This window comes from Larkinella harenae, from assembly GCF_054780515.1.
On sequence record NZ_BAAGWE010000020.1, the window covers coordinates 1 to 12601 of the forward strand.

General features: G+C 46.2%; 15 protein-coding genes. 6 read left to right on the forward strand and 9 right to left on the reverse strand.

Features of this window, described 5'->3' with window-relative positions; genetic code table 11:
* Positions 1 to 108: 108 nt before the first annotated feature.
* From ACYVH9_RS30880 to ACYVH9_RS30910, 7 genes are all read right to left on the reverse strand, one after another.
* A complete protein-coding gene (locus ACYVH9_RS30880) occupies positions 109 to 468 on the reverse strand; it encodes a hypothetical protein (protein ID WP_460640316.1) in 360 nt (119 codons plus the stop codon).
* A gap of 422 nt (positions 469 to 890) precedes the next feature.
* Positions 891 to 2429 carry a hypothetical protein gene (locus tag ACYVH9_RS30885; RefSeq protein ID WP_460640317.1) on the reverse strand — a complete coding sequence of 513 codons (1539 nt, stop codon included), beginning with the start codon at positions 2427 to 2429 and terminating at the stop codon, positions 891 to 893.
* Positions 2426 to 2743, reverse strand: a complete 318-nt coding sequence (locus ACYVH9_RS30890; RefSeq protein ID WP_460640318.1) for a hypothetical protein — start codon at positions 2741 to 2743, stop codon at positions 2426 to 2428. Before ACYVH9_RS30890 ends, ACYVH9_RS30885 begins: the two co-directional genes overlap by 4 nt.
* The gene (locus ACYVH9_RS30895; RefSeq protein ID WP_460640319.1) at positions 2740 to 3222 is read right to left on the reverse strand and encodes a hypothetical protein; all 483 of its coding nucleotides are present in this window, start codon (positions 3220 to 3222) and stop codon (positions 2740 to 2742) included. Before ACYVH9_RS30895 ends, ACYVH9_RS30890 begins: the two co-directional genes overlap by 4 nt.
* Positions 3219 to 4565, reverse strand: a complete 1347-nt coding sequence (locus ACYVH9_RS30900; protein ID WP_460640320.1) for a hypothetical protein — start codon at positions 4563 to 4565, stop codon at positions 3219 to 3221. The genes ACYVH9_RS30895 and ACYVH9_RS30900 overlap by 4 nt, the downstream gene beginning before the upstream one ends.
* A 310-nt stretch (positions 4566 to 4875) precedes the next feature.
* Positions 4876 to 5091, reverse strand: coding sequence for a hypothetical protein (locus tag ACYVH9_RS30905; protein ID WP_460640321.1), 216 nt, complete (start codon positions 5089 to 5091; stop codon positions 4876 to 4878).
* Between the two features lie 191 nt (positions 5092 to 5282).
* The gene (locus tag ACYVH9_RS30910; RefSeq protein ID WP_460640322.1) at positions 5283 to 5525 is read right to left on the reverse strand and encodes a hypothetical protein; all 243 of its coding nucleotides are present in this window, start codon (positions 5523 to 5525) and stop codon (positions 5283 to 5285) included.
* A gap of 286 nt (positions 5526 to 5811) precedes the next feature.
* Between ACYVH9_RS30910 and ACYVH9_RS30915 the strand changes: the two genes are divergently transcribed.
* The 5 genes from ACYVH9_RS30915 to ACYVH9_RS30935 all read left to right on the forward strand — a co-directional run bounded on the left by ACYVH9_RS30915 (position 5812) and on the right by ACYVH9_RS30935 (position 9950).
* Complete coding sequence (locus ACYVH9_RS30915; RefSeq protein ID WP_460640323.1) at positions 5812 to 6912, forward strand: type I restriction endonuclease; 1101 nt, start codon at positions 5812 to 5814, stop codon at positions 6910 to 6912.
* Positions 6913 to 6954: 42 nt separating this feature from the next.
* Positions 6955 to 7728: a hypothetical protein gene (locus ACYVH9_RS30920; RefSeq protein WP_460640324.1), complete on the forward strand. Its 774-nt coding sequence runs from the start codon at positions 6955 to 6957 to the stop codon at positions 7726 to 7728.
* A gap of 96 nt (positions 7729 to 7824) precedes the next feature.
* On the forward strand, positions 7825 to 8451 hold the full coding sequence (locus ACYVH9_RS30925; protein ID WP_460640325.1) for a hypothetical protein: 627 nt from the start codon (positions 7825 to 7827) through the stop codon (positions 8449 to 8451).
* Between the two features lie 94 nt (positions 8452 to 8545).
* Positions 8546 to 9454, forward strand: a complete 909-nt coding sequence (locus ACYVH9_RS30930) for a toprim domain-containing protein (RefSeq protein WP_460640326.1) — start codon at positions 8546 to 8548, stop codon at positions 9452 to 9454.
* A complete protein-coding gene (locus ACYVH9_RS30935; protein ID WP_460640327.1) occupies positions 9417 to 9950 on the forward strand; it encodes a hypothetical protein in 534 nt (177 codons plus the stop codon). Before ACYVH9_RS30930 ends, ACYVH9_RS30935 begins: the two co-directional genes overlap by 38 nt.
* Before the next feature lie 633 nt (positions 9951 to 10583).
* Here the strand turns inward: ACYVH9_RS30935 and ACYVH9_RS30940 are convergent.
* Both ACYVH9_RS30940 and ACYVH9_RS30945 read right to left on the reverse strand, forming a co-directional pair.
* On the reverse strand, positions 10584 to 10844 hold the full coding sequence (locus ACYVH9_RS30940; protein WP_460640328.1) for a hypothetical protein: 261 nt from the start codon (positions 10842 to 10844) through the stop codon (positions 10584 to 10586).
* A 58-nt stretch (positions 10845 to 10902) separates the two neighbouring features.
* Positions 10903 to 11094: a hypothetical protein gene (locus tag ACYVH9_RS30945; protein WP_460640329.1), complete on the reverse strand. Its 192-nt coding sequence runs from the start codon at positions 11092 to 11094 to the stop codon at positions 10903 to 10905.
* 628 nt (positions 11095 to 11722) lie between these two features.
* On the opposite strand from ACYVH9_RS30945, the gene ACYVH9_RS30950 reads away from it, so the two are divergent.
* Positions 11723 to 12589, forward strand: a complete 867-nt coding sequence (locus ACYVH9_RS30950) for a hypothetical protein (protein WP_460640330.1) — start codon at positions 11723 to 11725, stop codon at positions 12587 to 12589.
* Positions 12590 to 12601: the final 12 nt, after the last annotated feature.

The following is a 12601-nucleotide window of genomic DNA, read 5'->3' on the forward strand; positions in this document are numbered from 1 at the left end:
TCATTACAACTATAATCGGCGTCACCGGTCATTAGGCTTCATTACCCCACAGGAAAAGTGGGAAATAACAATAGCTCTGACTCAACCATTATTAGAAAATATGTCCAACTAATCAGGGGCTAAGACAATAATGTGCCAGTACTCGCTTTCGCCACGCGTGTCGTAGTGGTTGAGCTGATACCCTATAATCGCCCTGGCTTCTTTGAAGTGGCTATGAATCGCCTTCTCCCACTTAATGACACCTAGCGCGAATCTGGGCAGATACTTTCGGCACCCTCCGCCATCATAGAACATCTCCTCATTGTCAGATTCCACCTCGATCAGCGCGAGAAATAAGGGTCCAATACTTGTGCAGATGTGTATATCCACGTAGTTCGGTAAGCAAGCGTTCCAGGCCCGGACGAATCGGGATTTAAGGGCGACCCAAAAAGGCCGCTTTCCTGCCCGTGGCGTGATTATCTTTTCCATACGGAATCAGTTATAGGTCCGAACGAAACGGCGTAGGATACGGCCAAAACGGCCACAAATAAGCCGAAACAAAAAGCAAGGGCAATATCGTCGTTACGCTCTACCCATTGGCAGAGCCGTTCTAAATGCGGGTTTGACTTCATTGCTAAGTTGATCGTTGTTCAATGTCCCTTATGCGTTGGTTAATCGAGCGGATGTTTTTCATCAGCCGATAGATAATCTTAGGAGTACCAGGTGCGAGCGATTCACGAATGTTTCTGGTGACTTGCCAATGGAGACTGTCTATTAGTTTTTCGCGATTCTCCCTTAAGGCAGACAGTGGGGAATTATCCATTATGTAGGTTGTTTGTAGGTTGAAAAAGGACCCGGCCAGTAACCGGGCCTTTCGCGTCCATCAGTAAACTTCCACTTTCAAAAAGAACTTACGCAGCCTGTTTCGCCTGAGCGTAGTCATTAAACTGCGGACTTTGAACGATTTGCAATACTTGATCTAATACTCCGATCCGTTCGCATAACTGCAAGTGTGTCTCTTCGCTGTTGAGCTTTTCGTACTTTGAAATGTCGATATTATAGACGTAGCGCAGTTTTCGGTATATCCAGCTAAAAAGATCCGAATAAGACTCTTTAGAGTGGTTGACACGCTTATTGACCAAGTGCCGGATATTGTCCCGAATGGTAGCGGTAGGGATTGGAGCCGTTCCTCTTCGCAATCCCATCTTGGCGCGGGCTGCCTCCTGCTCAATGCCAACCAAGGCGCTAATGGTTTCAGCGGTTACCCCCTGCTGTTTGTACATATCTGACATTTTCACCGCAGCCAAGTGGATACTACTGGCCATAGCGAGATTATTCTGGGTCATTTCGACCAACAGGTCAAAGATGTTTAAAACAACCGTGGTAGACCCAAACTCCCAGGGCTGTTCCTGTGGCTCGGTGTTGTTCGGAGTGCTGCCGGCCTGTTCGTCGGAGCCTGCCTCACTTGTGGTCTGCTCGCTTATTGGCGGCACATCCATTGACTCAGTTGTAGACTCTGGTTCCGGCTCTGACGGGGCAAGTACGCTACTAGCCTCCACGACTTCACGAGTGGGACTTGTGGCCCGCTCCTGGGGCTGCGTCTCTTCATAGTCAAACCAGTTCGGGGTTGTGCCAATTACAGCATCTGGCGTGGTTATAGCAGCAACGATTGGTAGTCCGGCGTGGATAAAGTCCGATAGGGCCCCTTTAGTTGATAGCCGTTCTGCTTTCATCTTCTTTTGAAATCCGATCAAATATTCAGCCAGTGGCTTACCCTTGCCCTTCACTTCTCCACGGGCGATTAAAATAGCCGCTTCAACGCTGAGGATGTAAAAGGTTGTTTTGCGACTTTTTCCCGGCACGGCATCTTTATACTCGACATAATTCTTGCCGATAAGCAGGTCATGCTTACTTACACGATTCCGCATCCAGTCGGTCAGTAGCATCTTACCGCCCTTGGCCCATAATTCAAAAAGATCATGCGCATAAACGGCTGCGCGGCCACCGATTTGAAGTATTGGTACAGGGCCGTCAGTATGAATAAGCAAACCGTGCTTTTGCTCAGACACTTCCTCCGTACCGACAAGAGGTAGCGGAATAGGGACCATCGCAGCCTTCATATCAAAGTCTTGCAGGGTTTCGATTAACTCTACACCAGCTTCGACTAACTGAGCAGATAGCCCCTTGATTTCTGCCCGTAACTCGCGTAAGTTGTCACCCCGCCCTATCAGGTGCATTTCTTTTAACGTTGGCAGGGTTACAACGTGGCCTTTAATCCCGTGTTCTTTGTATATCAAAAAGTTGTGCCCATCGACTAAATCAAGCTCCTTAATGCGGTGAGCCATCCATCCCCGATAGCTTTCGTCGGAAATACCGATTGAAGGCAAATAAAGGCGCATATCGACCGCAGCGCGGTTGTTGTCAATCAAGATGTAGTTTGGGGTATTCATTGCTTGGGATCGTTTTGAATGTTGTGAGAATTGATAAGTTGTGCCATCAGAGCCGGTTTCTGGAGGTCGGCGAAAAGGTCGTCCAGCCCGTTAAAAAGTGTAGCGTCGAGGTTATCATGCCGTTTGTACCCCTCAACTGCGGAGGTAGTATACCACTCGCGTAGAATCTCCCGAAAGGATTGCAATGCATCGAAGTCGGTCAGGTAGTCAGCCAGACGCACCGGCATCTTTCCTTGTCCCGTTTCGTCGTCATAAAGCTCTTTCGGAAAGCCCCCGTCCTGGTCCGAGTCGGGGGCTTTGTCCGTAATGCTCATTGCTGAGTGGATTCGGCGGTATCTTGGTCCTTACCTTCACCTTTAGAGTTGTGCACAAAATTGGGCGTAACTGTAGTTTCAGATGCAACTTCATCTTTATCCCAATCGTCAGGCATCGGCGCAGATTTAACCTTCTCAAAAAAGTGGTTAAGCCTGCCAACTCTTGCCCAATCCTTCTCGGCCGCCTGGGTGTCACGGTGAAGTGTCGGCGATTTCAGCAAGGATAGTTCGCCATTCAATTCCTGGCACAGCTTTGCCAGCGACTGAACGAGGTTCTTTTTCATTTCCTCCACCTGCTCGTAACGCTCCAGACTCAGGGCGGCACTCTCAAACTCCTGCCGTTCGTGCTCCTGAAGCATGTAGGTGAGAAACGTGTCGGACTCGGCACACAGGGCGCTATAAAGAACTACTGCGGGGGAGGTGGCGCCAATCGGAGCGACTGCACTCACCTCAATTGTAGCCGTGGGGGTCTTGATCATTTCGCCAGCCCTCCTTTCTTCGGTGCCCGCGCTTTGTCAACCTCTACGTCGGTAACGGCCAGCGGCATTAAACCCAAAAAGTGCATGATGTTGGCAAAGCAGCGGTGCCCCTCGGGAACGTCGCCGTAGACCTGAACCCCGTTGAACTCAACCCAGGAAACATACCATGCCGAGATGTTGCGAATAAGACCCCCCAGATCCTCTGGGTTACTCAGCATATCGAAAAACTGCGAATTGGACTCGATGGTGACCGTTTTGCCACCGCCATCGCAAGCATCGAAGTAGGTTGTTCTTGCCAGGTCCAAAACGATGCGCGTGTCATAAATGCCCGGTTCTACCTCGTCAGGGTTAACTTCTGCTGTTACAACGGCGGGACGGGCCACAAAGGGGATTGATTGCCCCGAACCCAGTAAGCGCGCATTGGCAGTGTGTTCGGCGGCACTGATCATAAAGTGAAGAGCGGAGAATACTTGTTCAATAGGCTCCTCTTCTGGCTGAAGCTGAGGATCGTTTAGAAGCATCCTTTCCATCTTCTCAAGAAGCCCCCGTAACTCATACAGCTTGTCGGCGCTTCGAACCGCTGTATCAAACAACTCATGAACCTGCACCAAAATCGGGGCGTGAGAGTCAGAGGTTTTGTCCTGCTGGTCGCCAAAGTTCTGCAAGATGGTGCGCTTTATTTGGTCGACCATTTTATAAAGTTCTTCGTCGGGAATATCAGAACCTGCATAAGAAGTAACGAGGTACGTGATTGCCGCTTCCACCTGGGCATTAACCCGGCTTACAATTGATGGGTCGTATACCTTATCCCCTTTAGAAGGGGTATTCGGGGTGAGGTCAAAGCCAAGTTCACGGGCTTTGGAAATCATTGACGCGGATTCAATGATCTGCATGAAGGAATAATATACCCCTTCGTAGTTTGGCTTGTCCACCGTCTCGCCCGGTTGACTTACGGCAAAATCGCGCATGGCTTCAATCGCATACGCCAACTCTTGGCGGAATCGGTCCTCATCGCCCAGGCGTTCAGCGATGAAATTAGGCACCTGCACGAACAGTGGTAGCGTCGTATCTGGCGAAATGTCCGCAGCACCCAGGAAGGTAGTCGAAACGATGTTTTTAATTCTAGCAGCAAGGGCCGCATTGCTAGAAATAGAGAACCGGGCCTCTAGATGCTCGGCCATAAAGTCGGCTATCGTTGCTTCAATCTGAGCATTAGCCTGAATGACACATGAAGGAATGTTAGACTGGTCAGGCGTATTTACCGTTTGTCCGTTTTTTGCGCCGTTTTCGTGGGATGGGCTTGTAGTTTCCCCTTTCCCGGAGTAATTTTGCTCCCGTTGCATGGTTGAATGAAAGTTTAACTGTGTTTCACAAGGCCCCGACGCATGCACCCTGAGAAAGTTCTGCGCCGGGGTTTACTGTTTTTACTCAAAAAGGCCGTACAGTCTAGCGGGCAACTGGTAAGAGGGTTACCCCTCTTGGTTCTATATCGCCTTTTCTGGCCTTGATTGTTAATTGAATAAGCGAATATATAAAGCGTTCTAATTAAAAACAAATCGCAATACTACTAAATACTACATCCCTTCGTAAGTTAATAAAAGCCCCCCTGCTGTCCGACAAAGAACAGGTATTGTTATTTGATAAGTACAAATATTATTTTCCCGTGCTACTTTGGATCATCTTTAGCCGCTCTTCCATGTCCTTTTTTACAACGTTTTCACGGTTGTCGTAGTAGGCGGCAATGGCGTCCTCGATAATCTCACGGTCTGACTTGCGCAACAAGGTGGCCAGCTCTTTTAGTTTGTTGCGCGTGGAGGGGGTAAGACGGTAAGAGGTCGTTTTGCCAGTATTCTCTTTATCGGTTGCCATTTTGCTAACAGAAAGTGATTGTAGTACGATAGAAGCAAGAACTTTCGCTTGTAGTAAATATAGTTCGCTTTGCTGTATATTGCAATTAAGACGAACAATAGACCTTATCGGTTAGATAGGGCTTATATTGCAAAAAATAGCACCCTGCCGAGAGTGCTATATAGTAGAATTAAATATACGACGGTTTCTAATTAGATTCTTTCTACGATTATCAATGAAACCATCGGGCCATATCTTTCGAGTGACGTAGCCTTTAAGCCACAACTTTCAAGCAATCTTTCTATCCTAACAAGATGCCGCTCAAAATCGTCGTAGTATAAAATAAATGAAGAAATGGCAAGAACAGCGCCCTCTAGTTGAGCGGCATAGATGTCTTGTTGATTTAATTGAATAAAAGCTTCGTGAGCTTTGGATGACAAGTTTAAGGCATGCATAGTCGAATTGGTTTGGTTAAAGTCAAAAATTGATAAGAACTGACAATCATCTTACCTCACTAGTTGACCCCTTCAACTATGTTTGATGCAGCAACCCCTTGCTTGGGAAGATCAAACTAATATTATAATTAAAATTCAAGATTGCAAATAGGGCTAAATACTAATAAATTAATAACAAAACCGCCTGTATAAAACTCATTAGATGCTAATAATTGCCGAAAAATAGATCATCGTTGGATTATATGGTCTTTTAGTTATACTTGTCCAGTAATTTCAATTCCTGAACATGGACTTTAAAGACACCATCAAAAAGTTTGGTGAGAGAATCACTCGCCTTAAAGATTCTATTCAAACCGAAGAGGCCACAAAGACAGCCTTTATTCTTCCCTTCATCAACGCCCTGGGCTACGACGTGTTCGACCCACACGAAGTTTCGCCGGAGTTTATCAGCGACATTGGCACCAAGAAAGGAGAAAAAGTTGATTACGCCATTATGCGCGACGGGCACCCCATTATGCTCATCGAGTGTAAGCACCACAACCAAAGCCTTACCCTTCACGACAATCAGCTGCTCCGTTACTTTCACGTTACCAAAGCGCGTTTTGGAATCCTGACCAATGGCGTAACCTACCGGTTCTATACCGACTTGATGGAACCGAACAAGATGGACCAGAAGCCCTTTCTGGAAGTTGATCTAACCGACCTGAAGGACGCTCACATCGAAGAGCTGAAGAAGTTTTCTAAGTCGTATTTCGACGTGGATTCTATCCTGTCTACGGCCAGCGAGCTAAAATACATGGGCGAATTAAAGCCGTTAATTACGCAGGAAATGAACGATCCTTCGGACGTGATTGTGCGGCATCTGGCTAAACAGGTGTACCAAGGGCAACTTCACGCCAAAATGCTGGACTACTTTAAGGCGCTCATCAAGAAGGGGTTTCATCAGGTTGTATCGGACCAGATTACCGACCGGCTAAAGTCTGCTTTGACGAAGGAGGAACAGCAGGAGGTGGCTAATATTACCGCTACGGCCGCAAGTCAACCGGCCGTAGCCATACCAAGCGAAGAAGCGAAACGGGAGCCCAATATTGTCACCACGGCGGAAGAGCTCGAATCGTTCTATATCGTGCGGGCTATTCTACGATCGGAGATCGACGGCGAGCGCATTGTACACCGCGACGCTCAAACGTACTTTGCGATCCTGCTGGATGATAATAACCGGAAGCCGATCTGTCGTATGTACATGAACGGTCAAAAGAAATACATTGCCTTTGTGGATGAAGCCAGAAAAGAAACCCGTAACGAAATCCAGTCATTAAATGATATTTACAACTACGCAGACCAGTTGAAGAAATCGCTGGCGATGTACGAGAAAAAGGGGGAATGATCGTGCTACTAAGGCTTCCCCTTTTTTATAAAACTTAAATTGATGGGCAGGAAAAAAGTTGAAGGTGAGTGCGCTATATGCAGAACGCGAGGCCTACTTTCCTATGAGCACATACCTCCAAAAGCGGCGTTTAATGACGGAAAGTTTTGGATAATTCCGTTCGACGAAGCTCTTGAGATGAACTATGGGGAAGAGCCTAAGACGAGGTTACTTCAGGGTGGAATTGGAGTGTATTCAATTTGTGATCGCTGTAATAACAACACAGGCAGTTGGTATGCAAGGGCTTATGTAGAATGGTGTTATATGGGCATAACCGCCCTGAACAGAACTAATTATAGTCCAGGTAATATCTACTACCCTGGGCTTTTTCCATTACGCATCCTTAAGCAGATTGTGTCAATGTTTATTTCAATCAACCATGAAGGCCCCTTTCGAAAAGCGTTTTCGGACTTAAATAAATTTGTGCACCAAAAGGAGGAAAAATATCTGGATTCAAGGTATCGGATTTTTGCCTATTACAACCACGAAGGCAATGGACGATTTTTTCCAATGACATGGATAGGCGGCTTTGATTTAGCAAAAAAGATAGTCGGTATGACTGAATTGGCCTATCCACCATTTGGTTTTGTTTTGACAGTTGATTCAGATTCACCAGATGAACGCTTATTCGAGATTACTTTTTTCGCTAGCTATGATTATGCTGAGAAGGCTGATCTAAGATTAAACATGCCTGTACTTCCCGTCTTTTCATTAATTCCAGCAGACTATAGGCCAGAGACAGAAATAAGAGATAGTTTCCGAAGCTCGATAAATTAATTGTATTTAGCTCCCCAGCAAAAAAACGCTCAGGCGACTGACTACCAGTCATTTCCAGTGTTTACTGAATATTTCTCCACCTCTTTATTTTTTATTATGTCAATTTCGAAAGATCAATTTGTAACTAGCTTTTATACAAGCATATATAATTATTTTACAAATGATATTGACCAATTAACTAATATTGTGCCAACAGGGCCTTATGGATACTGTGGGGTCCCCCAAGTTTTGTCATTATTTTCGGTAATGGAAACTTGGGGGTATCTTATAAATCCAAAGAGAGTAAAGCAATCAAAAGAAAGAGTCAAGTATTTTATAGTTGAGTTTATTCCTAGTATAGCAAAATGGTCTGATGTTTTATACGAACTTATTCGCAGTGGAATCACACACGAATATTTCCCTCATTACGACATTGGAATATCGAAATACAAAACATCTGGCGTAGAGATAATTGATGCGTCTTTATTTTTTAGAGACTATAATGGCACAATAATTTTAAATGTCAACTATTTCACACAACAAGTAAAAAGTGGATTTGATGAGGTAGGAAAGCGACTTAACAGCGATTCTAATTTGTGTGAACGTGTTTATGACAGAGTACTAGAAAGACGGCTAAACGCACACAAAGCCAACTTTGAAGCTTACGAAAAGCAAGGGCTATTTGACAATATACCAGTTCAGTCCGTTAAAACTTATACTACAATTCCACAAAGCCCAGTATGAATTTTAACGTCACAAAATAAGGTAGACAAAATATGCCTCACTTTTGATTATCTTGCTTTATCAAAACAAGTCGTCACTCTGTCCGACTTAAAGCATGAATTGCAGCCAGGCAAAACGAATCCCTATTGTTGATTTCCTATCCAGACAAGGCTTACGTCCGGCCAAGATAAAAGGCCGTTTCTACTGGTATCGTTCTCCTTACCGCACCGAACGGTCAGCATCCTTCCGGGTGGACTCTGGTACGAACCTATGGAAGGACTGGGGCGATGATCAAAAGGGCGACATTATCAACCTGGTGATGCTGATGTTTCGGGTTGATCAGTCCGGAGCCTTGGCCATCCTGGATCGGGGAAGTATAGGGCCATCCGTTCGCCCTACAAACAGTTCGTCACTTGTCGCAAAGAGCCCTGACATCAGGATACTTCGCACGGCGAAGGTGAGCTCATACCCGCTGGTTCAATACATCACAAAAGACCGTGGAATACCTCAAGGCATTGTTGATACGTATGTGCAGGAGTGTTTTTATACCACCCCTGACCGGGAACAACAAAACAAGGCCCCATTTTTCGCCCTAGGGTTCCGGAATGATAAAGGAGGATATGAGTTGCGTAGCCCTAAGTTTAAGGGCAGCACCAACCCAAAAGCGATTAGTACTGTGTGGGGAACCGAGCCAAACACGGTGACGGTATTTGAAGGCTTTATGAGCTTTCTTTCCGCGATGGCCTTTTTTGAAAGAAAGAAACCCGTTCATACCGCTATCGTCCTTAACTCTCTTTCCTTGCTAAACGAAGAGACACTTGAAAGACTTAGCTACTACGAACGGGTAAACTTGTTTTTAGATAACGATGACGCCGGCCGAAAGGCCACCCAAAAAGTTTTAGCCTCCATTCCTCGCGCTGTTGATTACTCGCCAAAGTACTACGCACAGCACAAGGATTTCAACGACTACCTAATTCAGGGACGCCATGAAAGACAACAGCAATATACAGAAAAAACCGGGTAAATCAAGAAGCCGAGAGTATGGAAGATGTACGATAAATTTTGAAGACCTGGCCTCGTTCAACATGAAGAGGATCGGCCTTGAAACGGTTATCGTTTTCCAAAAGCTACAGCATGAGTGTTATACAAAGACCATCGAGGGCAAGTCGCCAGACGGATGGTATTTCTGCTCGAAGAAAGAGTTTGAAAGGTACGGCATCAAAGAAGATCGCTTTGACAGAGCCGTCCGAACACTTGAAAAAATTGGGGTACTAGTTAAGTCAATAAGGCCAATAGGCCGAAGGCTTGCCAGTGGATACCCGGAAAGAAAGACTCATTACCGAATCCTATTTGATGTCCTTGACCAGCCTGATGTCCTGGAGTCCCTCTACGCAGTTCCTGACGAAGAGATTCACCGACTGGCAGACTTCTTTAAAAGACGATCAATAGAGGTCTCTGCGAAACTATCAAAGACCGTAGAAGGCATGACCTCTGACGAAGACTTGGACACCCCTTTCTAGTTATCTATCATTGCAGGGAAAACACACCACTGATAACCACCCCATTTGCCCACCTTCCAGTGATCTGAAAACACACCACTGTAGTACCGGGGAAACACACCACATAATATGATACTCCACGGTTTTTTTATGATACTTCACAGATCCTTTTGCTAGAGAAAGAAAAAAAAAAGAAGGGTGATAGTAAATTAGAAGAAGGAGAAGAGAAAAGCCTGCCCTCCCTCCCTCCCTCTTTTTTAAGAAGAATAGGGTTGTTTTTCTTTACTCTGTTGTGGTTGGCCCCCGGTGACAATGGGTTGGTCTGGGCAAAACTACCCCTCGTTTGTTGTGCTTAAGAGGTGCCAACGACATGCTTCGGTAAATTTTACTTCGCCATGGCAACATCTACGTGGTATACCGGGGTGTTCTTGACTTTTCGTGCCCTTGAATAGCGATCATTGCCCCGCGAACCGACAAAACACGCTGTCTAGAGCGCGATCTGCCAAAAGTTGAACAACAGTCCGCCTTTATCGAGATCGTTGATTGTAGGGCGGATATGGAGCTAATAAGGATTGCCCACGTTTTTGACTCATTTGACCATTTCGGACCCGGTAAAAAAGAAGCCCGATTACCGGAGTAGTCGGGCTTGTGCACTTATCTATATTCCCTATCTCGGACCATTCGGATGTTGTTAAACATCGGTAGTTCCTCAACGCAGTCAGCCGGGATTTTCCCTCGATCAATCCAGTTGGTGACAACCTGGGTTGTGATACTGTACTTCTTGGCGTAGTCGCGAATAGACAACCATTCGCCGATGTCTAGTTCGTGGCCGTGTTCTTTCAGGAAGGCCAGTGTCTTCTCCTGCCCGCGCCGAATATCCTCCAATTCGGCAGCGAGGTTGAGCGTTTGGTTCATTTAGATTGTGGTTATTGTGTTTGTTTGGTAAAACGGAGGGGGTTGGTTAGGCCCCCGGTCACTCGTCATCGTCGGCCGTCATCGCTTTAAGCCCTGCCAGGATTTTCTTCTCCTTGACCAAAAGGGTTACCCATTCATTTTGCTGGTCCAGTTCTTCAATATCCGAATAGTGGTTATCCAGCAAGTTAAGAAGGTGAGCCAAACGACTTTCGTGTAATTCGATCAGTTTGTTTAGCTCTACGCGCGTCATAGCTTCATTGATTATGAGGTGAAGATAACAAGCGTTTCGCAACGAAACAAATTGTTCTTAGGTTAATTTTGCTTGACCAAGTAATAAGGTGCTCACGTTTCTGTGACAGTAAGGTGAGGTTTGGTGAGGTTTCTGTCGCAGCCAGAATCAGCTTGCACGAATTACGCGCAGTAACACGCTATAATCAACGATCCTGCCCAGTCGCACTCACACTGGCAACAAAAGATCGCGGCATAAAGTGAGCGTTTGCGCTGTTTTCTGGTATGTATCAGCAAAGGCTGATCATGCGCCCTCTTTAAATGTTTTAAACCCCCTCTTTAAATCTTTTAAAGGCAACAAAAACCCACCCACTAGTAGGGATGATGCCATAGGCCCTTTGGAGTTTTTTGTCCTACAAAAACACATCTTGCTTTTTCTGAGTCGTAATGGTTTTTACCTCCGCTACCTGCCTTCCCCCCGGGTCGGAAATGGATAAGCAAATCGAAAACGCAATTTTGCATTATAAAGCAAACCGACCACACAAACGGCTATACATCCGTTGTTCAGCAGGAAACTGCCAAAGACTAAATTACTAGCTGTTATTTCGTTCACCTTTGATAATATTGTTCCATTCACTGGAAAATCAGCTATGGGATTTCGCTACCGACCCTACTTTCGTACCTCTTGGGGAAGCATAAGTAAACGCTCAATAGGTATCCGAACCGGCATTCCGGGGCTAACCTACCGCATACCTCTTTCTTCTGGTAAGACTTCACGCCGACCGTCGGCATCAACAGCAGAAGAGGAAGCGCCACTTCCTTCGTGGAGCAGCGCAATATCAAATGCGGTATTGTTGGCCATCTGGCTTTTCCTTCTCGTTGGACTTGTGGCCTTTTTCGGGGGCAACCCAATCTCAGGACTTCTCTTGGGCTTGCTCTTTATTGGGCGGATCATCCGTCCGGTTCGTTGGGCGTTTGCTTATTATAACCAATCGGCAGAACATCACGAGCTAAAGAGGCTGGCGGTTATTTGCGCGTTTGAGGCTACACTTAAAATCGCCGTGGTCGCGTGGGTGGTTAGTGTGGCAATGGATGCCGGAGAAGCGTATGAGAGAGAGCGGGAGAAGGGTTTTGCTACTGCTCCCTTAACAATTAACGGCCTTACGCCCTATATGCCCTTATCCGAAATCAAGGGCACAATTAAAGGGAAGTCCACCCTGATTCAAGACGGGCGGCTCGTTTTCTCAAAACAAACCTTTGAAGGCCACCCAGGAACCATTGCCATCCGGGCGGAGGGCGAAAGTGTTTCTGAGATTGAGTTTAACCGGCACCCATTTAATAATCGTTCTATAGAGCAACTTCGGGACGCATTAACGAATCGCTACGGGGTAGCCATAGACTCAACCCATCAAGGCTATACCTGGACAAATGATACTCTTAAACTTGTAATGAGCTACGACCGTGGAAGAATAGAGGCTGGCTTTATCAAGGTAACGCTTTCGAAGGGAGGCTTTTAAAGTAGAACCCCA